At 73.3% G+C, this 23,141-nt stretch carries 16 protein-coding genes and 1 pseudogene; 9 read left to right on the forward strand and 8 right to left on the reverse strand.

Annotated features, from left to right (window positions below; all coding sequences use genetic code 11):
• Positions 1–123: 123 nt before the first annotated feature.
• Positions 124–3,111, reverse strand: coding sequence for a bifunctional [glutamine synthetase] adenylyltransferase/[glutamine synthetase]-adenylyl-L-tyrosine phosphorylase (locus ACIPW5_RS10895; protein ID WP_401243312.1), 2,988 nt, complete (start codon positions 3,109–3,111; stop codon positions 124–126).
• A gap of 193 nt (positions 3,112–3,304) precedes the next feature.
• Here ACIPW5_RS10895 and ACIPW5_RS10900 point away from each other — a divergent pair, with 193 nt between their 5' ends.
• From ACIPW5_RS10900 to ACIPW5_RS10910, 3 genes are all read left to right on the forward strand, one after another.
• Positions 3,305–6,067 carry a PIG-L family deacetylase gene (locus tag ACIPW5_RS10900; protein ID WP_401243315.1) on the forward strand — a complete coding sequence of 921 codons (2,763 nt, stop codon included), beginning with the start codon at positions 3,305–3,307 and terminating at the stop codon, positions 6,065–6,067.
• Between the two features lie 192 nt (positions 6,068–6,259).
• Complete coding sequence (locus ACIPW5_RS10905) at positions 6,260–8,338, forward strand: PIG-L family deacetylase (protein WP_401243317.1); 2,079 nt, start codon at positions 6,260–6,262, stop codon at positions 8,336–8,338.
• 56 nt (positions 8,339–8,394) lie between these two features.
• Positions 8,395–9,084 (forward strand): hypothetical protein, encoded by a 690-nt coding sequence (locus ACIPW5_RS10910; protein WP_401243320.1) that lies wholly within the window; start codon positions 8,395–8,397, stop codon positions 9,082–9,084.
• A 57-nt stretch (positions 9,085–9,141) separates the two neighbouring features.
• On the opposite strand, the pseudogene ACIPW5_RS10915 reads toward ACIPW5_RS10910, so the two are convergent.
• From ACIPW5_RS10915 to ACIPW5_RS10925, 3 genes and pseudogenes are all read right to left on the reverse strand, one after another.
• A pseudogene (locus tag ACIPW5_RS10915) lies at positions 9,142–9,228 on the reverse strand (glutamine synthetase); the annotation flags it as partial.
• Between the two features lie 315 nt (positions 9,229–9,543).
• Positions 9,544–10,119 carry a hypothetical protein gene (locus ACIPW5_RS10920; RefSeq protein ID WP_401243323.1) on the reverse strand — a complete coding sequence of 192 codons (576 nt, stop codon included), beginning with the start codon at positions 10,117–10,119 and terminating at the stop codon, positions 9,544–9,546.
• 528 nt (positions 10,120–10,647) lie between these two features.
• Positions 10,648–11,586, reverse strand: coding sequence for a hypothetical protein (locus ACIPW5_RS10925; protein WP_401243325.1), 939 nt, complete (start codon positions 11,584–11,586; stop codon positions 10,648–10,650).
• Positions 11,587–12,024: 438 nt separating this feature from the next.
• Here ACIPW5_RS10925 and ACIPW5_RS10930 point away from each other — a divergent pair, with 438 nt between their 5' ends.
• Positions 12,025–12,600, forward strand: coding sequence for a hypothetical protein (locus ACIPW5_RS10930; RefSeq protein WP_401243327.1), 576 nt, complete (start codon positions 12,025–12,027; stop codon positions 12,598–12,600).
• Positions 12,601–12,675: 75 nt separating this feature from the next.
• Here the strand turns inward: ACIPW5_RS10930 and ACIPW5_RS10935 are convergent, their stop codons facing one another.
• Positions 12,676–14,037, reverse strand: a complete 1,362-nt coding sequence (locus ACIPW5_RS10935) for a glutamine synthetase family protein (RefSeq protein ID WP_344153501.1) — start codon at positions 14,035–14,037, stop codon at positions 12,676–12,678.
• A 175-nt stretch (positions 14,038–14,212) separates the two neighbouring features.
• On the opposite strand from ACIPW5_RS10935, the gene ACIPW5_RS10940 reads away from it, so the two are divergent.
• The 3 genes from ACIPW5_RS10940 to ACIPW5_RS10950 all read left to right on the forward strand — a co-directional run bounded on the left by ACIPW5_RS10940 (position 14,213) and on the right by ACIPW5_RS10950 (position 15,966).
• Entirely contained in the window at positions 14,213–14,587 is a 375-nt protein-coding gene (locus ACIPW5_RS10940; protein ID WP_401243330.1) for a hypothetical protein, read from the forward strand.
• A 72-nt stretch (positions 14,588–14,659) separates the two neighbouring features.
• Positions 14,660–15,310: a DUF3105 domain-containing protein gene (locus ACIPW5_RS10945; protein ID WP_401243333.1), complete on the forward strand. Its 651-nt coding sequence runs from the start codon at positions 14,660–14,662 to the stop codon at positions 15,308–15,310.
• Complete coding sequence (locus tag ACIPW5_RS10950) at positions 15,307–15,966, forward strand: DUF305 domain-containing protein (RefSeq protein WP_401243335.1); 660 nt, start codon at positions 15,307–15,309, stop codon at positions 15,964–15,966. Before ACIPW5_RS10945 ends, ACIPW5_RS10950 begins: the two co-directional genes overlap by 4 nt.
• A 161-nt stretch (positions 15,967–16,127) precedes the next feature.
• Here the strand turns inward: ACIPW5_RS10950 and ACIPW5_RS10955 are convergent, their stop codons facing one another.
• Together ACIPW5_RS10955 and ACIPW5_RS10960 are read right to left on the reverse strand one after the other, a co-directional pair.
• On the reverse strand, positions 16,128–16,985 hold the full coding sequence (locus ACIPW5_RS10955) for an alpha/beta fold hydrolase (protein ID WP_401243338.1): 858 nt from the start codon (positions 16,983–16,985) through the stop codon (positions 16,128–16,130).
• Complete coding sequence (locus ACIPW5_RS10960) at positions 16,982–17,710, reverse strand: DUF998 domain-containing protein (protein ID WP_401243341.1); 729 nt, start codon at positions 17,708–17,710, stop codon at positions 16,982–16,984. The genes ACIPW5_RS10955 and ACIPW5_RS10960 overlap by 4 nt, the downstream gene beginning before the upstream one ends.
• 691 nt (positions 17,711–18,401) lie before the next feature.
• Here ACIPW5_RS10960 and ACIPW5_RS10965 point away from each other — a divergent pair.
• Both ACIPW5_RS10965 and ACIPW5_RS10970 read left to right on the forward strand, forming a co-directional pair.
• On the forward strand, positions 18,402–20,087 hold the full coding sequence (locus tag ACIPW5_RS10965; RefSeq protein WP_401243344.1) for a hypothetical protein: 1,686 nt from the start codon (positions 18,402–18,404) through the stop codon (positions 20,085–20,087).
• A 106-nt stretch (positions 20,088–20,193) separates the two neighbouring features.
• Complete coding sequence (locus tag ACIPW5_RS10970; protein WP_401243346.1) at positions 20,194–21,948, forward strand: NAD+ synthase; 1,755 nt, start codon at positions 20,194–20,196, stop codon at positions 21,946–21,948.
• 46 nt (positions 21,949–21,994) lie between these two features.
• On the opposite strand, the gene ACIPW5_RS10975 is transcribed toward ACIPW5_RS10970, so the two are convergent.
• Positions 21,995–23,023, reverse strand: a complete 1,029-nt coding sequence (locus ACIPW5_RS10975; protein WP_401243349.1) for an endonuclease/exonuclease/phosphatase family protein — start codon at positions 23,021–23,023, stop codon at positions 21,995–21,997.
• Positions 23,024–23,141 lie beyond the last annotated feature (118 nt).

Genomic DNA, 23,141 nt, shown 5'->3' on the forward strand with positions numbered 1-23,141 from the left:
GTCCCGGGGCGCCCCCGGCACGGGCGCCCCCGGCCCCCCCCCCCGCCGGCGGGGGGGGGCGGGGGGGGGGGCGGGGGGGGGCCCCGCCCGCGGCCGGCCGGCCCCGGTCAGGGGCCGGCCGGCCTACGCCCCGTAGAACAGCTCGTCCACCACGGCGCGGGCGCGGCGGGTGGTGCGGCGGTAGTCGTCCAGCATCTCGCCGACCCTGCCCTCCGGGTAGCCCAGGTAGCGGCCGACGGCGGCCAGTTCGCGGGCGTCCGAGGGGAAGGTGTCCCCGGCGCGGCCGCGGACCAGCATGACGGCGTTGCGGACGCGGGTGGCGAGGACCCAGGCCTCGTCCAGGATCTGCGCCTCCTCCGCCGGGAGCAGCCCGGCTGTCCGGGCGGCGGCCAGGGCCCGGCGGGTGCGGGTGGTGCGCAGGCCCGGTTCGGCCCAGGCGTGCCGCATCTGGAGCAGCTGGACGGTCCACTCGACGTCGCTGAGCCCGCCGCGGCCGAGTTTGGTGTGCAGCGTGGGGTCGGCGCCGCGCGGCAGGCGTTCGGACTCCATGCGGGCCTTGAGGCGCCGGATCTCGCGGACCGCGTCCTCGCCGAGGCCTCCGGCGGGGTAGCGCAGCGGGTCGATCAGCTCGATGAAGCGGCTGCCGAGGTCCGGGTCGCCGGCGACCGGCTCGGCGCGCAGCAGGGCCTGGCTCTCCCAGGTCAGGGACCAGCGCCGGTAGTAGGCGGCGTAGGAGGCCAGGGTGCGTACGAGGGGCCCGGAGCGGCCCTCGGGGCGCAGGTCGGCGTCGATGAGGAGCGGCGGGTCGGCGGTGGGCAGCTGGAGCAGCCTGCGCATCTCGGCGATCACCGTCTGGGCGGCCTTGGCGGCCTCCTGTTCGTCGACGCCCTCGCGGGGTTCGTGGACGAAGAGCACGTCGGCGTCGGAGCCGTAGCCCAGCTCGTGCCCGCCGAAGCGGCCGACGCCGATGACGGCGAACCGGGTGGGCAGGGTCTCGCCCCAGTGGTCGCGTACGGCGGCGCGCAGGGCGCCGGCGATGGTGGCGGCGGTGAGGTCGGAGACGGCGTCGCCGACCCGGTCGACGAGGGCGCCGCAGTCCTTCTCGGCGGGGCTGTCCTCGGTTCCGTAGGAGGCGATGATGTCGGCGGCGGAGGTGCGGAACAGCTCGCGGCGGCGGACCCCGCGGGCGGCGGCGACGGCGGCTTCCCCGCTGTCGGCGCGGCCGACGGCGGAGAGCACCTCCTGTTCGAGGGCCTCGTGCGTACGGGGCTGGAGGCCTTCGGGGTCGCCGAGCAGGGCGACGGCCTCGGGGGCGCGCATCAGGAGGTCGGGGGCGAGTCGTCCGGCGGACAGGACGCGGGCGAGGTTCTCGGCGGCGGCGCCCTCATCGCGCAGCAGGCGCAGGTACCAGGGGGTCTTGCCGAGGGCGTCGGAGACCTTGCGGAAGCCGAGCAGTCCGGCGTCCGGGTCGGCGGAGTCGGCGAACCAGCCGAGGAGGACGGGCAGCAGGGTGCGCTGGATGGCGGCCTTGCGGCTGACGCCGGAGGCGAGGGCCTCCAGGTGGCGCAGGGCGGAGGCCGGGTCGGCGTAGCCGAGGGCTTCGAGCCGCTGTCCGGCGGCGCGCGGGGAGAGCCGGGTCTCGCCGGGGGACAGCTGGGCGACGGCGTCGAGCAGCGGCCGGTAGAAGAGCTTCTCGTGGAGGCGGCGCACGACGGAGGCGTGCCGGCGCCAGGCCTTGTTGAGCTCGGCGACGGGTTCGGTGCGCAGGCCCAGCGAGCGGCCGAGGCGCCGCAGGTCGGCCTCGTCCTCGGGGACGAGGTGGGTGCGGCGCAGCCGGTAGAGCTGGATGCGGTGCTCCATGGCGCGCAGGAAGCGGTACGCGTCGTGCAGTTGGGCGGCGTCGGCACGGCCGACGTAGCCGCCCGCGGCGAGGGCGTGCAGGGCGTCGAGGGTGGTGCCGGAGTGCAGGGTGGCGTCGCTGCGGCCGTGGACGAGCTGGAGCAGCTGGACGGCGAACTCGACGTCGCGCAGGCCGCCGGGGCCGAGTTTCAGTTCCCGGTCGACCTGGGCGGCGGGGATGTTGTCGACGACGCGGCGGCGCATCTTCTGGACGTCGGTGACGAAGTTCTCGCGTTCGGCGGCCTGCCAGACGAGGGGGCTTATCGCGGCGACGTAGTCGGCGCCGAGGTCGGGGTCGCCGGCGACGGCGCGGGCCTTGAGGAGGGCCTGGAACTCCCAGGTCTTGGCCCAGCGCTGGTAGTAGGCCATGTGGGAGGCCAGGGTGCGGACGAGGGGGCCGTTGCGGCCCTCGGGGCGGAGGTTGGCGTCGACGGGCCAGATGCTGCCCTCGACGGTGGTCTCGGAGCAGATCCGCATCAGGTGGGAGGCGAGGCGGGTGGCGGCCTGGAGCGCCTTGTGCTCCTCGGCGCCGCCGACGGACTCCCCCACGAAGATCACGTCGACGTCGGAGACGTAGTTGAGCTCGTTGCCCCCGCACTTGCCCATGGCGATGACGGCGAGGCGGCACTGTGCGGCGTCGTCGGGCGCGGCGGCGGTCGCCATGCGCAGGGCCGCGCGGAGGGTGGCGGTCGCGAGGTCGGCGAGTTCGGCGGCGGTCTGGGCGACGTCGGTGGTGCCGCAGACGTCGCGGGCCGCGATGGAGAGCAGGCAGCGGCGGTAGGCGACGCGCAGGGCGACGGGGTCGTGGGCGTCGGCGAGGCCCTGCTCGAACTCGGCGAGGCCGGGGTGCAGGTCGGCGGCCTCGTAGGTGACGAGGGCCTGCCAGTCGCGGGGGTGGCGGGCGAGGTGGTCGGCGAGGGCCTCGGAGGCGCCGAGCACGCCGAGGAGCCGGTCGCGCAGGGGTTTGGCGCTGACGAGGGTGTCGAGGAGCAGGGGCAGCTCCTCGGCGGACTGGGCCTCCGCGAGGCGCACCAGCCCGTGCAGGGCGAGGTCGGGGTCGGCGGTGGCGCCGAGGGCGTCGAGGAGGACCGGGTCGGCGCGTACGGCGGTCAGCGCGTCGGCGTCGAGGAGCCGGGCCGCGTGCGTGGGGTCGGTGAACCCGCTGCGCAGCAGCCGGATGAAGGTGCTGCTCCTGCGTCCCGGGACTGTCATCCCGCCGCCTCCCGAGTGTGTCGCTGCCGGTTGGTCCGGCCGCCGGCCTGGGGCGAGCCTAGCCGGAGCAGGCGTTCGACTCACCGGGCACCGTGGCCGATATCATGAGGCGGATTATCGGATTATCTGCTTACTTGTTAGATCTATGCCCGAGGGGGCCCGGTCCCCGCCCGACCGGCCGCGAGGAGCCCCCATGTCCGACGGACCCCCCGGCTCCGCCGCACCCCCCTCCCCCGAGCCCCCCTCCACCCGGCCTGCACGCGTCCCCGAGCAACGCCGCACCCCTGCCGAGCCCCCGGCGGGGAGCCCTGCGGACGGCACCCCGGGCCCGGACGCGCCGGGCCCGGACGTGCCGGCACCCCCTGCGGGGAGCCCCGCGGACGACGCCCCGGGCAAGGACGTACCGGCGCCCCCTGCGGGGAGCCTCGCGGACGACACTCCGGGCCCGGACGCGCCGGCGCCCCCTGCGGGAAGTCCCGCGGACGACGCCCCGGGCAAGGACGCCGCCGGGCCCCGCGCCGCCGCGACCCCGGACTCCCCCGAACCCCGGACCCCCTCCCGGTCCACGGCCTCCCGGTCCACGGCCCCCGGGGCCGAAGCCGCCGGGAGCCGCCCGGACGACGCCCCGGGCGGGAACGCTCCCGCCGACGCTTCCGTTCCCGCTCCGGCGGACGGTCCCCGGGCCGCCGCGCGCGCGACCGGTGCCGGGACCCCGGGCGGGCCCGGCCCCGAGGCCGGCGACGGGCCCCGCGTACCGGGTCCCCGTACGGCGGGCCCCGCGACCGGCACGGGCGCGTCCGGCCCCTCCGGGGGGCGCGCGCCCGCCCCGGGAGCGGCCGCCCGGGTCGCCGGAAGCCCCGGCGCAGCCGCCCGGCATCCGGTGGCCCGGAAGATCGTCAAGGCCGTCGGGCTCGTCGCCGCCACCGCCGCCGGCGGCATGCTCGTGCTCCGGGGCAACGAGGCCCTGGCCGGCCTCGACGCGCCCACCGCCGCCGATTCCCGGGCCACCACCGCCACCGCCGTGGACGCCCCCGACCCCGGCCGGGTGCTCCAGATCGTCGCCCACCCCGACGACGACCTGTACTTCATGAACCCCGACCTGCGGTACTCCATAACCGCCGGCCACCCCGTCACCTCCGTCTACCTCACCTCCGGCGAAGCCGACGGCATCAACGCGGGCGCCGCCGCACAGGCCTCCACCCGCCCCGACAAGCCCGCCTACGCCGAGGCCCGCCAGAACGGCATCCGCGCCGCCTACGCCAAGATGGCCACCGGCGACCGCAGCAGCGCCTGGAAGCGCACGGTGATCCCGACCAAGGGCGGCGGGCAGGCCGAGGTGGACGTCCTCGTCGCGAAGCCCGAGATCAACCTCGTCTGGCTCCAGCTGCGCGAGGCCGGCAACGTCTACGCCGACGTCCCCGACAGCCTCCGCGGCCTGTGGGACGGCCGGGTCCCCCACCTGGAGTCGGTGCTCGCCTCCGGCTCCCCCGTCCGGCAGGGGTTCACGTACACCAAGGACCAGGTCGTCCGGACGATCGAGGGCATCCTGGAGCGCTACCGGCCCACCACCATCCGCGCCCAGGACCCGACCCCCGGCCGCTTCCAGGACACCAAGCGGTACACCGACCACCAGGACCACTTCTACGGCGCCCGCTTCGCCCAGCTGGCCACCGCCGCCTACGCGCAGGAGGTCGAGGACCGCCCGCACTTCGCGGTGCAGAACTACATCGGCTACTTCAACGGCTCGCTCCCCAGCGCCCTCGACCCCGGCGAGGCCAAGGAGAAGCTGGACATCCTGGACACCTACGCCTGGCTCGACAAGCAGAACCACTGCGGCAGCGAGGCCGGCTGCGGCGACCTCAAGGTCGCCGACCACCCCTCCGGCAACCGCTGGACGCAGTCCATCAACTACGCGCGCGGCACCAGCACCTCCTGGCTCGCCTCCGACGCCGAGCACGGCCTGTGGGCGTTCAAGGTCCTCGACGGCCAGGTCGCCGTCTGGCACCGCACCGGCCTGATCGGCCACTGGACCGGCCCCAGCCTGCTCCCCGGAACCGGGATGGACCAGGGCATATCCACCGTCACCCTCAAGGACGGCCGGATCGCCGCCTTCGGCACCCGCACCTCCTTCGGCGACAAGCCCGCCGACTACCTCCGCGAGGTCGTGTACGCGGTCCAGCAGGCCCCCGGCTCCGCGGAGTTCGGCCCCTGGCAGTCCCTCGGCACCCCGGAGGGCTCCGACGACGCCTGGACCTCCGACATCAGCGCGCCCGCCGTGTCGGTCGACGGCACCGGGGCGCTCGCCGCGTACGTGCGCGACGGCGCCTCCACCCTGCGCGGCCGCGTCCAGCGCCCCGACGGCGAGTGGGGCCCGTGGGAGTCCCTCGGCGGCGCCGACCTGCACGGCACCCCGGCCACCGCGACCGACGGAGCCGGGCGACGGATGGTCTTCGCCGCGACCACGAAGACGGTGACGGCCTGGGCCCAGCCGGAGCCCGGCGCCCCGCTGGGCCCGGCCACTCCCACCGGACTGCCGGACACCACGCTCCCGCTGACGGCGCAGGGGCGCGAAGCAGGGGTGCGGCTGCTGTTCCGCAAGCCCGGCTCGGGCAACGTGCGCTCCGCGCTGGTGACGGCCGGCGGCAGGCTGAAGGTGGACGCCCTCACCGACCTGGGCGGGCTCCAGGGCTACGGCCCGGTGACGGCGAGCGGGCACGTACTGGCGGGCCGTTCGGCGGGCGGACAACTGGGCTCGGACGTCGGCCCCGACGGGGCCTGGCAGCGCTCGCCGCTGATGTTCGTCGGCGCCCCGTCCAGCACGATGACCGGGAAGAACCTGGTCAGCCTGGCCGTCGTCGGCCTGGACGCGCGGCTGTACGTCACCTCCTCGGCGGACGACTCCGACGCGCACCTCGCGCCCTGGCAGCCGGTGGGCCCGCGCAACACGGCGCCGTAGCCGGCTCCGGCACCGGTCCACCATCCGGGCGGTTCGGCACCGTCACGGCACCGGCAGGGCAGAATCACATCCGGTCGTTTTCGGAAAAGCGTGCGTCATCGGCGGAATCGGTGAACCAACTCCCCCGATTTGGCCTCTCACTGACTGCACAGCGGTTCTTCCTGCCCGAAGCGACCTCAAGAGGCCGTGACCATGCCCCTTTCCCGCCGCCGCTTCCTCCTCGCGGCCGTGCTGCCCATGATGACCCTGGGCGCCTCCGGCGTCCTCTCCATCGCCTCCGGCCAGCAGACCTCGGCCGAGACCGGCGAGGGGAAGAACCCGGCCGCGGCCCTGCCCGCCAGCACCACCTCCGGCACGGTCGTCCAGATCGTCGCCCACCCCGACGACGACCTCTTCTTCATGAACCCCGACCTCAGCCGCTCCCTGCTGGCCGGGATCCCCGTCACCACGGCCTACCTGACCTCCGGCGAGGCCGACGGCCGCAACGAGGCGCGCGGCGGGGAGGCCAAGGACCCGGAGCAGCCCGCCGACCGGGCGCAGTACGCGGAGGCCCGGCAGAACGGCATACGCTCCGCCTACGCCCAGATGGCCACCGGGGACCGCACGAGCGCGTGGAAGCGCACGGTCATACCCACGGCCGGCGGCGGCCAGGCCGAGCTCGACGTCCTCGTCGCCCGCCCGCAGGTCAACCTGGTCTGGTTCCAGCTCCGCGAGGCCCGCAACCCGGCCGCGGACAACCCGGACAGCCTGCGCGGCCTGTGGGACGGTCGGATACCGGCGCTGGAGGCGCAGCTCACCACGGGCACCCCGGTCAGGCAGCAGTTCTCGTACACCAAGGACCAGGTGGTCCGGTCGATAGCCGGGATCCTGGAGCGGTACCGGCCGACGACGATACGGATGCAGGACCCGACGCCGGGCCGGTACCCGGACACCGGGAAGTACACCGACCACCAGGACCACATGTACGGCGCCCGCTTCGTGCAGGCCGGCACCGCCCTGTACGCCGAGCAGGTCGCGGACCGGCCGCGGTTCTCGGTCCAGAACTACCTCGGGTACCACAACGGCACCCTCCCCCACGCGCTCGACCCGCAGACCGCCGACACGAAGATCGGCTTCCTGAAGACGTACGCCTGGCAGGACCGGGCCGACTACTGCGGCGGCTCCCCCTCCGGCTGCGGCGACCGCAAGGTGGCGGGCAGCCCCACCGGCCGCAACTGGGCGCAGTCGCTGCGCTACGCCCGCGCCGACACCTCCTCCTGGCTCACCGAGGGCACCTCCGGCCGGCTCTGGGCCTTCGCCGCGCTGGACGGCCGGATGGCGGTCTGGAACCGCGACCGGGCCGGCACCTGGACCGGGCCCGCCCTGCTCCCCGGCACCGGCATCGACCCGGGCGCCACGACCGCCCGCTTCCCCGACGGCCGGGTCGCGGTCCTCGCCACCCGCACCACCCTCGGGTCCGGGCCGGCCGGCTACCGGCGCGAGGTGGTGTACGCCGTCCAGAGCGCGCCCGACGGCCCGTTCGGGGCGTGGCAGTCGCTCGGCACTCCCGAGCAGGCCGACGAGCCCGGCACCTCGGCCATCAGCGCCCCCGCCGCCGCCGTCGACGCCCAGGGCCGCCTCACGGTCTACCTCCGCGACACCCGCCGCACCCTGCGCGCCCGCGTCCAGCAGCCGTCGGGGGCCTTCACCGACTGGCAGCAGCCGGGCGGCGAGGACCTGCAGAGCGACCCGGTCGTGCTCGTCGACTCCGCGGGCCGGCGCCACGTCTACGCCACCACCACGAAGTCCGTCCTGGCCTGGACGCAGCCCTCCGCCGGCGCCCCGCTCGCCGGCCCGTACCCGACGGGGCTCCCCGCCACCACGGTCCCCCTGTCGGCGGCCCGGGACGGCGCGGGGATACGGCTCTACTTCCGGCGCCCCGACTCGGGGGTGGTGCGCAGCGCGCTGGTCACGGCGGGCCCGGGCGCCCCGCAGGTCTCCAGCGTCTCCGAGTCCGGCGGCCGGGCGGGCTACGGCGCGGTCGGCGTGGCGGGCCGCTCGGTGACGGGCCGCGCGGACTCCGGCACGGTCGCCGCGACCACCCTGGGCGGGCCGCCCGCCTGGACGGAGTCCCGGATGCTGTTCGCGGGGGCCCCGTCGGCGGTGCTCGACCCGTCCGGCACCACGACGACGACGGTCCTGGGCCTGGACGCCCGGCTCCACACCACGGCCGGCCGCCCCGCCGGCCCCGCCCCCACCTGGCACCCGGCGGTCCTCCAGCCGCCCGCCTGACCCGCCGATATCCTGGGAGGAGCATCGGGGGCCTACCCGTCCCGGAGGGCAGCACGATGATCCGGCACCGCCACCTCACGCTCCTCGCGGCACCGCTCCTCCTCTCCTCGGCCGCCGTCGCCTTCGCCTCCCCGGCGCCCGCGGCCCCACGGCCCGCCGCCTCGTGCGAGCTGGTCGCGTCCGGGGAGGGCGGGGGCGGCCCGTACACCCTGGTCCTGGAGGGCTTCGAGCCGAACCAGTCCGTCACGATCAACGGCCCGCACACCAGCCGGCGCACCCGGGTCGGCGACGAGGGCACCCTGGACCAGCAGGGCGTCGGCTACGGCAAGTACAGCGTCACCAGCAAGGGCAAGCGCACCGGCTGCCTGACCCCGCCCGGGGGGAAGCACGACGGCGGCGGCAAGCAGGGCAAGGTGCAGGTCACGAAGGTCGAGGTGGTCACCCTCACCGCGCAGGGCACCGTGGTCGACTGCACGAAGCCCAGCAAGGTCCTGTTCGACGGCAAGATCACCGGCACCGGCGTCGGCGAGGTCCCCTACTTCTGGACCTTCGCCTCCAGCCCCGACGTGCTCAGCCGGGGCAAGGCCGTCTTCACCCCCGGCACCACCGGCGCGTCCGTGCTCCTGGCGACCGAGTTCGTCTCCGTGAACGGAAACCCGCCGAACGCCTTCGTCACCCTGCACGTCCCCTCGGCGAACATGAACGCCCAGAGCGCCACCCTCACCCTCACCTGCGCCAAGCCCTGAACCGCCTGCGGACCCCCGGTCACCGACCGGGGGCCCGCAGGCAGGGCGCAGCGTCCGCTACAGCACGGGGAGGTTCTTGCGGAGCTCGAAGGCGGTGACCTCGCTGCGGTACTCCTCCCACTCCTGCTTCTTGTTGCGGAGGAAGTCATGCCCACCCCAGCCCGCCAGGCGGCCCCTGCACACACTCTGCCCCCAACAAGCATCTGAGGGGCGGTCATCGGTCATTGAAAGTCACCCTCGGCCGCCCTCCGACAGCCCAGAGGCCACCACGGGTCAGAGTGGGCTTCTGTGGTTGCCGGTGCGTGAATGCTGTACGCCCCTCTCTCGAAGCAAAACGTGGTGGCTTTCCGACAGGCCTTCGCCACGCCGAGCACCTGCGCCCACGAGCCAACGCCCCGTCCGCTGCAGTGGGCCCGGACCTCCCGAAGCTAGACAGTTGCCCAACATGAGGTGTCGCGCTCATCTGACATCGGCATTCAGGTATCCCCGGACCGCCTCGACGAAGGCCTGGTGGGACTCTTCGAAGAGCGCCTCCACCCTGTCGGATGACACTTGCTCGTCCCCCTGAGGGCCGGGAACATGCCAGATGGACTCGTCGTCATCTTCGCCCTCCGCAGTTTGACAGCTGTAGAAGAGCACTTCGGCGTACTCGCCCATCAACTTGGCCGCGGTGAAAACTGTCTCGTGCGCATCCAGGCTTACGACGGCGATGGCTTTCCGCAATGCTGAGTGCGCGTCAGCCATCGCGTCCGAGGCTTCCTCTATTGACACGTTGCTTATCGACGGAGCCAGAGAGCGTCTCCAGGCAGCATCCCGGAAGTCGTTGACTGCGACTAGGAGGCTGATGTACGCGTCGCGCTGGGCCGTACGACGAGCTTCGGAGTGGAGGGCTTGGGCGGAGATCCGTGCAGCAGCAACTGCATTGTCAGCAGCCCTGCGTGCCGCTCGAGCCTGTATGTACGTGGCGGGCACGCCGAGGCAAGTCACGGTAGCTGCTCCGACTGCCGCGACTGCGGCTATGACTTCTGCATTCACCTGAGCAATTCTCACGCATCGGGATCGGCGAGCCGGACCCGACTACCGGCGATCTTGACTGGCGCGAGCCACGGACTGGCCTGGGACCGGGCAGCAGACGCGCGACTGGCCCCGGGCATTCCGGAGCCTGAGTGCCCCTGCCGAAGGTACTGCCTCTGGCCGTCAGCGAGCCGATGAGAAGGGGCACCCCATATCAAGCAAGCCCCTCAGCCCATTGGCGCGCGGCAGGCGGCCCAGGCTCGAGCGGGGCGCAGGCCCGGGGCGACAGGCGAGTGACCCCGCCTTGGGCGACGGAAGCGCCCTTGATAAAGAAGGGAAACCCTCACCAGCCCGAATCGCGACGGCTTTCAAGAGGGTTCCGGAGACCGCGTCCGCATAGGCCATGACCTGCGCCAGAGGCGACTGGCGCCGATCCTGAGGGACCTCTTGGCCCACAGATGGCCCACTGATGGGCAACATGCGATGTGATCGCCTCCTCCGCGCGCAGCGGTCGCCACCCCACTGGTAGGCCCGATGAGGCGCGTGCGTTCACCGGGGGATGACGAGATCCTGGAGCTGCTCTGGGGAGGGACCCTTACCTCGGTGGAATAGCATCACCGCTCCAATCACGAGCAGCGGCAGAAGCGGGACAATCGCTCCCTCAGGAAGCCCGAAAACAACCGCGGCGGCGATGACGCCAACGACCACCACACCTACGGCCAGCAACCGTAGCCCCATCCGGTGGACAACCTTCTCGGACCCGGTGAGGTCTTGCTCGTCAAGCAGCTGACCAACCCTGCCCTCTGCGCACCGGTAGGCGATCTTGAGCAGCAGCCTTGTCATCTCATGCAACGCTTCGGCCCGGTCGACACTCTGCTTGACCTCCGCCGTGCGGAGTGCTCCGACCACCTGACCGAAGTGCTCGTTGAGGAACCTACGGTGGTGCAGTCGAAGAAAGCCGTTCTCGCTGCTGCCCTGTATCCGCCAGATGGCGCGCTCCGCAGAACGCAGCGACACTGTCGCCGTACTAGCAGCCCAGCCACCGCTAGCAACCAAGAGACGACGAGCGCGCTGACACTCGAGCGCTGTTACCAGGAGGACAGTCACAACCCAGGCATTCGACAACGTCCCTTGCGGCCGGGGGCGGCCACGCGTGCGATGTCCCTGAGCATCGCCATCAGGCTGAAGCCGTATCGCTGCAACGATCGTGGAAACGATGGGCTTCAAGAACAGCACTACAACGAAGGGGAACAGGGTCCGCGCAACGTCATCCACTGTGTCCCAAGCACGCACTTCGGCAGGTAGCGAGACGACGGTGCCATACGCCCATTTCGCGACCACCGACACCAAGTAGGGCACTCGGAGTTCGCTGTCTCCGATGGACCAACCCTGTCCGATCTTCCACACGTACCAGACTGCGCCAACCCCACCGAGCACCACGAATGGAGCGGCCACCTGTTGGTTGTAGCGCCACAGGATTACCGCCACGTGGATCGACCTCAGGTGCCGGTCCGTCTCTTGACCGTGAGGCCTAGGAAGCACTTCGTCGACCGCATCCATTAGCGGGCGGCAGCCCCTCGCAGCGGCGTCGAGCCTCCAACCAAGGATGCGCGTCTGTTGCCGTTCTACCCAGCGAAGGATCGCGGTACGGGTCGGTACGTGGGAGAAGGCTAAGAACGTGGTTGCCAGGAAACCCAGGAACAGGAGAGGTATCACGTGGCGAGTTTCGCCGATGGGTCAGACATCCAGGGGGTACTTGCCGCAGACCGCTCCGGAGCCCCGCGCGGCGCACGTCCTTTGCCAGGTCAGGGGCGCCGAGTCCGTTCGCGCTGGCGTGCCAGTCCACGAACAGGCCGGCGCCCCACGACAGCGATCCCGATCATCCCTCTCCGACAGGGTGAGATCTTCGGACTCACCAAAAACGCGGTGAACCACGCGACCGGATGGGTGCACGTCGATTGCCAGGTGAAGGTGGTCAACGGGCATCTCGTGTTCTCGCCGCCGAAGCGGAGCAAGGAACGGGATGTACCACTGCCCGCCCGTGTCGCTCACGTTCTGAAGCGGCACAGCGAGGAGTTCCCGGCCGTGGACGTCGCGCTCCCCTGGCTCAGGCCGGACGGGCCACTCGTCACGAAGCGGCTGCTCTTCTCGCTCGCCGGCGGCGGCACAGTTCGCCGAACCGACTTCAACACCCGCGTGTGGAAGCCCGCCCTCGTCACGGCCGAGGTGCTCGAGGGGCCGAAGCCCGGTGAGCGTCACCAGGCCGCGCGTGAGCACGGGATGCACGCGCTGAGGCACTTCTACGCCTCGGTGCTTCTGGACGCCGGCGAGAACGTGAAGGCGCTCAGCACATACCTGGGCCACGGCGACCCCGGCTTCACGCTCCGGACCTACACTCACCTCATGCCGAGCAGCGAGGGGCGGACCCGGAAGGCCCTGGACGGGCTCTACAAGGCCTCGGGTTCCACGTCGGACGGCCCACAGACGGCCCAGGGCCAGTGAGACGACTCCGGGCCGACGGCCATCGACCGTCGGCCCGGAGCGTCACACATGCCACGATAGGGCTCTGACCTGCCCTTACAGCACCGGCAGGTTCTTGCGCAGCTCGAAGGCGGTGACCTCCGAGCGGTACTCCTCCCACTCCTGCTTCTTGTTGCGGAGGAAGAAGTCGAAGACGTGCTCGCCGAGGGTTTCGGCGACCAGTTCGCTGCGTTCCATCAGGGAGATGGCCTCGCCGAGGTTCTGCGGGAGGGGTTCGATGCCCATCGCGCGGCGTTCGGCGTCGGAGAGGGCCCAGACGTCGTCGTCGGCGCCCGCCGGGAGTTCGTAGCCCTCCTCGATGCCCTTGAGGCCCGCCGCCAGCAGGACGGCGTACGTGAGGTACGGGTTGGCGCCCGAGTCGATCGAGCGGACCTCGACCCGGGAGGAACCGGTCTTGCCCGGCTTGTACATCGGGACGCGGATCAGGGCCGAGCGGTTGTTGTGGCCCCAGCAGATGTACGAGGGGGCCTCGCCGCCGGAGCCGGCGGTGCGGGAGGAGCCGCCCCAGATGCGCTTGTAGGAGTTCACCCACTGGTTGGTGACCGCGGCCGTCTCGGCGGCGTGCTTCAGGAGGCCCGCGATGAAGGAGCGGCCGACCTTCGAGAGCTGGTACTCGGCGCCCGACTCGTAGAAGGCGTTGCGGTCGCCCTCGAAGAGCGACAGGTGGGTGTGCATGCCGGAGCCCGGGTACTCGGAGAACGGCTTCGGCATGAAGGTGGCCTGGACGCCCTGTTCGAGGGCCACCTGCTTCATGACCAGGCGGAACGTCATGATGTTGTCGGCCGTCGAGAGGGCGTCGGCGTAGCGGAGGTCGATCTCCTGCTGGCCCGGGGCGCCCTCGTGGTGGCTGAACTCCACGGAGATGCCCATGGATTCGAGCATGGTGATCGCCTGGCGGCGGAAGTCCATGCCCACGTTCTGCGGAGTGTGGTCGAAGTAGCCGGAGTTGTCGGCCGGCACCGGGCGGGTGCCGTCCAGGGGCTTGTCCTTGAGCAGGAAGAACTCGATCTCCGGGTGGGTGTAGAAGGTGAAGCCCAGGTCGGAGGTCTTGGCCAGGATGCGCTTGAGGACGTAGCGCGGGTCCGCGAAGGACGGGGAGCCGTCCGGCATCAGGATGTCGCAGAACATCCTGGCCGTCCCCGGGGCCTCGGCGCGCCACGGCAGTATCTGGAAGGTCCCCGGGTCCGGCTTGGCGATCATGTCGGACTCGTAGACCCGGGCGAAGCCCTCGATCGCGGAGCCGTCGAAGCCGATGCCCTCGTCGAAGGCCTGCTCCAGCTCGGCGGGGGCGACCGCGACGGACTTCAGGAAGCCCAGCACATCGGTGAACCACAGGCGCACGAAGCGGATGTCGCGCTCCTCGAGCGTCCGGAGGACGAATTCCTGCTGCTTGTCCATGCCTTCATCCTCGCAGTTCAGACGATCTGTGCACCACCACCCCAAAGGGACGGGGGGCGCAGCCGGGCCCGTCCAGTATCGCCAGTGGTGGTTTCCGCCACATTACGCACCCCCCAGAGCCGATGGCACCCCCGCTCTGACCCCGGGGCCGTCATGAGCATTACCATCAGCGGCCATGGGGGGCTGGGAGCACACGCGGAGCGGGCGCCACGGGCGTCCCTTCCGGCGTGCCGTCCTCGTGCTGCTGGTCGCGGCCGGGGTGGCGGCCGGCATGGCCTTCCTGTGCGTGCGGCCCGCGGCGGAACCCGGACGGGTGCACGCCGGACACGGAACGCACGCCACCTGCGTGGCCCCGTACGACCTCCCGGGCTGCTCCCCCCTCTCCCATGTGACCCCCGCCGTGCTGCCCGCCCCGCCGCCCGCCGCGGCCCTGCCCCGGAGCGGGCCGGTGCCCGCCGCCCGCCCGGGTGCGGCCGCGGGGCCGGTGCGGCCTGACGGCACCCTCGCGCGCGCCCCCGGCCTGCACGTCCTGCAAGTGCTGCGGACCTGAGCGGTCCGGCGCACCGGACGGCATTCACGGCACCATCCCCACACCCCCCTCAGCAGAAGGAATCCAGGGCACATGGCCAGCAAGGCGTCACAGCAGAACTCCCGCCAGCAGCGCATAGCCGAGATGCGCCGCGCCGAGCAGTCGCGCGAACGGCGCAACAAGTTCCTCGCGATCGGCATCTCCACGGTGATCGTGGCCGGGCTCGTCGGATTCGGCGGCTGGGTGCTGATGGACCAGAAGCAGAAGGAGAAGGACGCCGAGGCCGCCCGCAAGGCGCCGGTCTCGGGCGAGCAGACCTGGGACGCGAAGAAGCTCGGGCGCAACCACGTCGAGACCCAGGTCAAGTACGAGATGAACCCGCCGGTCGGCGGTGACCACCACCCGCGCTGGATGAACTGCAACGGCGACGTCTACAAGAACCCGGTCCCCGAGGTGAACGCCGTCCACTCGCTGGAGCACGGCGCGGTCTGGGTGACGTACAACGACAAGGCCGACAAGGCCGAGGTCGACAAGCTCGCGGAGAAGGTCGGCAAGACCCCCTACACGCTGCTGAGCCCCGTCAAGGAGCAGGCCGGCGCGATCATGCTGAGTGCCTGGGGCATCCAGCTGACGGTCGACAAGGCGGACGACCCGCGCGTGGCGCAGTTCTTCACCAAGTACGTGCAGGGCCCGCAGACCCCCGAGCCGGGTGCGGCCTGCACCAGCGGTCTGGGCGAGAAGTGACCCGTACGTACTGGGCGGCGGGCGCGGCGGTCGTGCTGGCCGTGCTGTTCGCGGTGGGGGCCACGGTCGCCACCGCGAACGGCCCGGACGGCGGCGACCGCCGCACGGCCGCCGCGCCGGCCCTGTACTCGGCGGACGCGGGCTTCGCCCGGGACATGGCGGTGCACCACCAGCAGGCGGTGGAGATGTCCTTCATCGTCCGCGACCGCACCCAGGACGAGCCGGTGCGCTCGCTCGCGTACGACATCGCGAACACGCAGGCCAACCAGCGCGGCATGCTGCTGGGCTGGCTGGACCTGTGGGGGCTGCCGAAGGTGGTGGCCGACGAGCCGCCGATGTCCTGGATGCAGTCGGGCGAGGGGCACGGCGGCCACGCGGGGCACGGCGCCGCCAAGCCCGGGGCGCTGATGCCCGGCATGGCCACCAAGGAGGAGCTGGAGCGGCTCGGCACGGCGAACGGCCGGGACGCCGAGGTGCTGTACCTCCAGCTGATGACCGACCACCACAAGGGCGGCGTCGCCATGGCCGAGGGCTGCGCCCGCCAGTGCGGCACCCCGGCGGAGAAGGCCCTGGCGCAGGGCATGGCCGAGGCGCAGCAGTCGGAGCTGAAGCTGATGGAGGACATGCTCCGCCAGCGCGGGGCGGCCCCGCGCTAGGCCGTCTCTTTCGGATCTTGCCGGTTAAGCCCGCGTCGTCCGGTGCCGTGCATCGGCGCGTTGGCGGGGCGCCCTTGTACTGGACGTACTCGGGTGCTCCGCCAACGCGGCGAGGTGCGGTGCCGGGCGGCGCGGGTCAGGCAAGATCCGGAAGAGACGGCCTAGACCGTGTCCAGGACCGCCCGTGCCACCTGGTGCGGGCGGTCCAGCATGACCAGGTGCCCGGCGGGCTCCGCGACCTCGAAGCGGGCGCCGAGCAGCCCGGCCAGGGCCTCCTGGCGGCCGAGCCAGCGCGCGGCGGCGTCGCCGGGCCGGCCGTCGTGACCGGCCAGGACGGTGGCGGGGGCCTTCAGCGGGTGCTCCCCGCGCAGGGCGAGCAGCTCGGCGGCGGTGTCCAGGTAGCGGGAGTTCTCCAGCAGGGCGCCGCGCCAGACCCGGCCCGTGCGGTAGCAGCGGCGTACGAGGTCCCGTGCGGCCGGGTCCGCGGCCCGGCCCGCCCGGGAGGCCCGGACGGCCGCGCCCCGCAGCGCGGGCCCCACCGCGGCGGGGAGGCCCGCGGCGGTGACGGCCCGGCCCAGGGCCCGGGCGGCGCCGGTGCGCAGCGCGGCGGGCAGCAGGGGGCGGGGGGCCTCCTCGACGCTGGAGTCGACCAGCACCAGGGCGGCGGTGCGCTCCGGGTACAGGCGGGCGAAGGCCTCGGCGTGGAACCCCGCGATGGAGTGCCCGACGGCGGTGACGGGGCCGGCGCCGTCCGGGCCCAGCGCGTCCAGCAGCCCGGCGATCCGGCGGGCCTCGGCGGCGGCGCCCGGCGGCCCGGCGGCCGGGGCGCTGAGCCCGTGCCCCGGCCGGTCGAAGCGGATCACGGTGCGGCCCCGGGCCGCGAGCAGGGCGGCGACCGGGTCCCAGTCGAACCAGGCCATGGCGAGTCCGGCGCTCAGCACCACCGGGGGCCCCGTGCCCTCGACGACCACGTGCAGCGGGATGCCGTCGACCCGGAGGAAGCGGGGCGGGGGGTTCACGTACGGCCCTCCTTGTGGACGGAGTGGGCCAGCAGGCCGAGCCACAGCGCGACCAGCAGCACCTGGAGCCGCTGGCCCGCGCCGAGCGCCCAGGTCCCGTGCCCGGCGGTGAACAGGGCGATGGCGGTCAGCGTCCAGGCGGTGGCGAGCAGTTCCAGGAGGACGAGGGCGGGGCCGTAGCGGGCGAGGGGCGCGAGCCGTCCGTACCGGCGGGCGGCGACGGTGAGGGCCACTATCCCGATGAGGGCGCCGGTCATGGCGAGGCTGCTGCTGACGGCGTGGGCCTGGTGGGTGGCCGGGACGAGGCCCGCGGTCTCGCGGGCGGCGCACTCCGGGTCGGCGGTCGGCTGGCAGCTGAGCGGCAGCCAGGCGTCGGCGGCGGTGGCCGCGCCGAAGAGGGTGATCCCGGCCCAGCCCGTGACGGCCCAGAAGCCCCGGGACCCGGGGTGGCGCACCAGCCGGACCAGGGCGAGCAGGCCGCCGAAGAAGACGAGCAGGCCCGCGGTGAAGTCGGTGGCCCGGAAGAGGCCGCCGAGGGGCTGGTCCTGGGCGGCGAGCTCGCTGACGTAGGTCTCGATGGGGTTGAGGCCGGTGGAGAGGACGACTTCGAGCACCCAGGCGGTGTAGGCGGCCGCGCCGAGACCGATCAGGAGGACGACGGGCCAGGTCGCGGGGGGCGGGGCTCCTTCGGGGTGGTGCGGACGGTTCGGGCGTTCTGTACGCATGGTGTGAATGATCCTCAGCAGATCCGGCGTCGGCGGGCGGCGCCCCCGGGCGGCGCCGCTGCTGGGGATCGCCTTGATGCGCGCCCTGCGCCATCCGGCGGAGTCCCTCGGGGGAAGAACGTGCGGGTGCGCTGCCGCGTTCCCCGGGGTCTCCGGCGGCCCGGGACCCTCCGGCTGCCGCCGGGGGCTCGGGCGGGGGCTCCGGCGGGGTCCGGGACGGACGGCCTCCGGCTGCCGCCGGGGTTTCGGCGGGGTCCGGCGGGGTCCGGGACGGACGCAGGCCCGGAGCTCCTCCGGCTGCCGCTGGGATCTCCGACGGGGTCTCCAACGCGGGATCCGGGACGGACGCGGGCCCGGAACCCCTCCGGCTGCCGCCGGGGGCTCCGATGGAGTCCTCGGCGGCGGGGCCGGGGACGGACGCAGGCCCCGGGCTCCACCGGCTGCCGCCGAGGGGCGTCGGGGTCTCCGACGGAGCCCGGGGCCGCGGGGCCCGGCCCTGTCCGGCCGTACGCCCCTGCCCCCGCGCGGGCGGAAGTCCTGATTCCGGCACATCGGCCGATACCGATCCCCGGCGCGGGGGCCGGGGCCGAAACGGCTTGGAGGGGGCCGGAGGGCATGGCAGTCTGCCCGCATCGTCCGTACACCGCGTTTCCCGCCCCGTACGCCGCACACTCCGAGGACGCCGACAGGTATGAGCACGCCCCCGAACCCGCCCGGTACCCCGTCCGAGCCGGCGGTCCCGCCCATACCCGGGACGGCGAAGCCGTCACTGGAGAAGACCCCGACGGCGGATACTCCGCCGGTGGCCGCCCTGCCCGCGGACGCCCCGGCGGCGGACGCCCCGGAGCCGGCCGCCCCGGCGGCGGACGCCGGGGACACGGACGCCCCGCCCGGGGATGCCCCGGTCACGGACACCCCGCCCGCAGACGCTCCGATCACGCACGCCCCGCCTACGGACGCCCCACCTGCGGACGCCCCAACGGTGGTTGCCCCGACGTTGGCCGCCCCGCCCGCAGACACCCCGTTCTCGGCCGCCACGCCCGCAGACACCCCCCCGGCCGACGGCCCGGCGTCCGCGCCCGCGCCGGAATCGGCGAAGCCGTCGCTGATGAAGGCCCCGCAGGCCGACGCCGCGCCGGCGGAGGCGCCGGATCCCGCCCCCGCGCAGGCGGGCCCGTCGCCGGCCAAGACCCCCGCCGCGGACCCGGCACCGCAGCAGGCCCCGCAGGCCGGTGCCGCGTCGGCAGAGGCGCCCCTGCCCGCCCCCGCGCAGGCGGGCCCGTCGCTGACCAAGGCCCCCACCGCTGACCCGGCGCAGCCGGAGGCCGCGCAGCCGGAGGCCCCCGCCCCCGGGACCGCCGCGGCGCAGACCCCGCCCCCCGTCCAGGCGCCGCCCGCGCCCGCCGCGCCGACCGCGGAGTTCAACCCCTGGGCGACCCCCGCCCCCGGAGCGGCCCCGCCGCGGTTCGTGCCGCCCGCCGGCGCCTGGGGCCAGGCCGCCCCGCCCGCGGCGCCCTACCCCGGGTACCCGGCGTACCCCGGGTACCCGGCGTACCCCGGGTACCCGGCCTACGCCGCCTACCCGCCCGTGCCCGCCCCGCCCTCCAACGGGATGGCCGTCGCCGCGCTCGTGGTGGGTCTGGTGGCCGTACCGGTCGCCCTCGTGCCGTTCGTGTTCTGGATCGGCGCGCTCCTCGGGATGACCGCCATCGGCCTCGGCATCGGCGCCTTCGTGCGCGCCCGGGGCGGCGCCCCCCGCAAGGTGATGTCCCTGTTCGGCGTCGCCCTCGGCGTCCTCGGCCTCGGCGCCTGCGCCGGCGGCTGGTTCTTCACCGTCTCCTTCGTCGACAAGGCCGTCGAACGCGCCGCCCGCCACGCCCCGGCGTTCCCGGAGGACGAGTGGGACGGGGACGGGGACGAGGACTGGGACGCGGACGGGGACGGCGAGTGGGACGAGGACCCGCTCCCCACGCCCCAGCCGGGCCCCGGCATGACCACCCCGCTCGACTTCGGCCGTACGTACACGTACCCGAACGGCGTCAAGGTGACCGTCGAAGCGCCCCGGAAGTACACCAGCGGCAGCAAGTGGATCGAGGTGGGCAACGCGGTCGAGGTGCCCTTCACCATCACCAACACCTCCTCCGCGGCCGTCCGCGTGGTCCACGCGATCCCCGAGGTCCGCGACGGCAAGGGCATCGCCGGCCGGCTCGTCTTCGACGGCCGGATGCCGAAGCGCGTCGACCGGGTGCTCGAACCCGGCGAGACGGCCTCCGGCAGTGCCGCGTACGAGGTGCCGGCGGGCACCACGAGCATCGCCGTGGAGCTGTCCCCCGGCGTCACGCTGCCCCCGGCGAAGTTCACCGGCCCCGTCCGCTGAACCACCGGCCGAACCGCCGGCCGAACCGCCCCTGAACCGCCCGTGAACCGCCCGGAACGGCCGGGGCCCAGGACATCGCGTCAGAAAGACGATTAGACTGGGCCCCGTGCCTCAACTTCGCCTCGCTCTGAATCAGATCGACTCGCAGGTCGGCAACATCGCCGCCAACGCCGACTCGGTCGTGCACTGGACGCGGCACTCCGCCGAGCAGGGCGCCCACCTGGTGGCGTTCCCGGAGATGACGCTGACGGGCTACCCCGTCGAAGACCTGGCCCTGCGGGCGTCCTTCGTCGACGCCTCCCGCACCGCCCTGACCGCGCTGGCCCGGCGGCTGGCGGACGAGGGGCTGGGCGGGCTCCCCGTCGTCGTCGGCTACCTCGACCGCAGCGAGCGGGCCGCCCCCCGGCTGGGCCTCCCCGCGGGCTCCCCGGAGAACGCCGCGGCCGTGCTGTACGGCGGCGAGGTGGTGCTGCGGTTCGCCAAGCACCACCTGCCCAACTACGGGGTGTTCGACGAGTTCCGGTACTTCGTGCCCGGCGACACCCAGCCCGTCGTGCGGGTCCACGGCGTCGACGTGGCCCTCGCCATCTGCGAGGACCTCTGGCAGGAGGGCGGCCGCGTCCCGGCCACCCGGTCCGCCGGGGCCGGGTTGCTGATCTCGGTCAACGCCTCCCCGTACGAGCGCAACAAGGACGACGTACGCCTCGAACTGGTCCGCAAGCGCGCCCAGGAGGCCGGCTGCACCCTCGCCTACCTGGCGATGATCGGCGGCCAGGACGAGCTGGTCTTCGACGGCGACTCGATCGTCGTGGACGCCTCCGGCGAGGTCGTCGTGCGCGCCCCCCAGTTCTCCGAGGGCTGCGTCCTGATCGACCTGGACCTCCCTGCCGCCCGGCCCGACGCTCCCGAGGGCGTCGTCGGCGACGGGCTGCGCATCGACCGCGTGATCCTCTCCGAGGAGCCGCTGGAGGCCTACGAGCCGGTGGTGACCGGCGGCTACGCCGAGCGGCTGGACGACGACGAGGAGGTCTACGACGCACTGGTGGTGGGCCTGCGCGCGTACGTCAGGAAGAACGGCTTCCGCTCCGTCCTGATCGGGCTCTCCGGGGGCATCGACTCGGCGCTGGTCGCGGCCGTCGCCTGCGACGCGGTCGGCGCGCAGAACGTGTACGGCATCGCGATGCCCTCGAAGTACTCCTCGGAGCACTCCAAGGGCGACGCCGCCGATCTGGCGGCGCGCACCGGGCTGAACTTCCGCACCGTCTCCATCGAGCCGATGTTCGACGCCTACATGGGCGCGCTGGGCCTCACCGGCCTGGCCGAGGAGAACCTCCAGTCCCGGCTGCGCGGCACCCTGCTGATGGCGGTCTCCAACCAGGAGGGCCACATCGTGCTGGCGCCGGGCAACAAGTCCGAGCTGGCCGTCGGCTACTCCACCCTCTACGGGGACTCCGTCGGCGCCTACGGCCCGATCAAGGACGTGTACAAGAGCGACGTCTTCCGGCTCGCCCGCTACCGCAACCGGGCCGCCGAGGAGCGGGGCGAGACCCCGCCCATCCCGGAGAACTCGATCGTGAAGCCGCCGAGCGCCGAGCTGCGCCCGGGGCAGGTGGACACCGACTCGCTGCCGGACTACCCGGTGCTCGACGCGGTCCTCGACCGGTACGTGGACCGGGACCAGGGTCTGGAGGAGATCGTCGCGGCCGGCTTCGACCGGGAGCTCGTGGCGAGGACCCTGCGGATGGTGGACGCGGCGGAGTACAAGCGCCGCCAGTACCCGCCGGGCACCAAGATCTCCGCGAAGGGCTTCGGCAAGGACCGCCGCCTGCCGATCACCAACGGCTGGCGCGAGCGGCCGTAGCGCGGGCCGGGCCGGCCGCCCCCGGGGAGGGCGACCGGCGGCGCCGCTACTTCCGCACGGTCAGCCGGGCGGCGACCGGGAGGTGGTCGCTGCCGGTGCGCGGCAGGGTCCAGGAGGCCTCCGGCTTCGCCCCGCGGACCATGATCTGGTCGATGCGGGCCATGGGGAACTGCGCGGGCCAGCTGAAGCCGAAGCCGTCGCCGGCGGCGCCCTGGGTGGAGCGCATCTGGGAGGTGACCTCGGACAGGGAGCGGTCGTTCATGGTGCCGTTGAGGTCGCCGAGCAGGATGACGTTCTTCAGCGGTTCGGCGGCGAGGGCCGCGCCGAGGGCGTCGGCGCTGTTGTCGCGCTGGTTGGCGGTGAAGCCGGCGTTCAGCTTGACGCGGACCGAGGGCAGGTGGGCGACGTAGACGCCGATCTCGCCGAAGGGGCTCGCGACGGTGGTGCGCATGGCGCGGGTCCAGCCGAGCCGGATGTCGACGGGCTTGCTGGAGGTCAGCGGGTACTTGCTCCACACGCCGACCGTGCCCTCGACCGCGTGGTACTTGTACGTGCCTTCGAGGGCCTTCTCGTAGACGGGCACGGCGCTCGCCTTCAGCTCGGTCAGGGCCAGTACGTCGGCGCCCGACTTGGCGACCGAGGCGGCGGTGCCGCGCGCGTCCGGGTTGTCGGCGTCGACGTTGTGGGTGGCGACCACCAGGTTGCCGCCGGAGCCCGACTTGTCGGTGAGCAGGCCGCCGAAGAGGTTCACCCAGACCGCGGCCGTCAGCAGTATCGCGATCAGGGCGGTGGCGGACTTGCGGACCACCGCGATGGCCAGCAGCACCGGCACGAACAGGCCCAGCCAGGGCAGGAACGTCTCGGTGAGGCTGCCGAGGTTGCCGACGTCGTTGGGCAGCTCGGCGTGGAAGACCATGATCAGCGAGATCAGCGCGGCGATGCCGGCGGTGACGATCCCCCGTTTCCAGATCCCGCGGTCGCGCACGAGCTCGGCCAGCCGGCGCTTCAGTCCGGATCCGGAGGGTCCGGGCTCGGAGCCGCCGTTCCCCGTCTCCGTCATGTACGCCTGTGCCATGCCAAATCCTCGCTGCCGTGCTCGCGCTCCGTCCCCGCCCCTTGACCCTAGGCGATGTCGGGAGCCTTCCGTGCCGACCTCGCGGCCGTACAACCGGGAGGACGAACGGCCGTGCAGC

Source organism: Streptomyces sp. NPDC090077, assembly GCF_044747545.1.
Lineage (GTDB): Bacteria > Actinomycetota > Actinomycetes > Streptomycetales > Streptomycetaceae > Streptomyces.

What these genes read in the sequence shown, in the direction of transcription:
- ACIPW5_RS10905 (WP_401243317.1), top strand. Translation starts at nt 6,260, where the DNA reads ATGCCCCTTTCCCGCCGCCGCTTCCTCCTCGCGGCCGTGCTGCCCATG.
- ACIPW5_RS10965 (WP_401243344.1), top strand. Translation starts at nt 18,402, where the DNA reads ATGAGCACGCCCCCGAACCCGCCCGGTACCCCGTCCGAGCCGGCGGTC.
- ACIPW5_RS10960 (WP_401243341.1), bottom strand. Translation starts at nt 17,710, where the DNA reads ATGCGTACAGAACGCCCGAACCGTCCGCACCACCCCGAAGGAGCCCCG.
- ACIPW5_RS10975 (WP_401243349.1), bottom strand. Translation starts at nt 23,023, where the DNA reads ATGGCACAGGCGTACATGACGGAGACGGGGAACGGCGGCTCCGAGCCC.
- ACIPW5_RS10940 (WP_401243330.1), top strand. Translation starts at nt 14,213, where the DNA reads ATGGGGGGCTGGGAGCACACGCGGAGCGGGCGCCACGGGCGTCCCTTC.
- ACIPW5_RS10945 (WP_401243333.1), top strand. Translation starts at nt 14,660, where the DNA reads ATGGCCAGCAAGGCGTCACAGCAGAACTCCCGCCAGCAGCGCATAGCC.
- ACIPW5_RS10910 (WP_401243320.1), top strand. Translation starts at nt 8,395, where the DNA reads ATGATCCGGCACCGCCACCTCACGCTCCTCGCGGCACCGCTCCTCCTC.
- ACIPW5_RS10895 (WP_401243312.1), bottom strand. Translation starts at nt 3,111, where the DNA reads ATGACAGTCCCGGGACGCAGGAGCAGCACCTTCATCCGGCTGCTGCGC.
- ACIPW5_RS10900 (WP_401243315.1), top strand. Translation starts at nt 3,305, where the DNA reads ATGTCCGACGGACCCCCCGGCTCCGCCGCACCCCCCTCCCCCGAGCCC.
- ACIPW5_RS10935 (WP_344153501.1), bottom strand. Translation starts at nt 14,037, where the DNA reads ATGGACAAGCAGCAGGAATTCGTCCTCCGGACGCTCGAGGAGCGCGAC.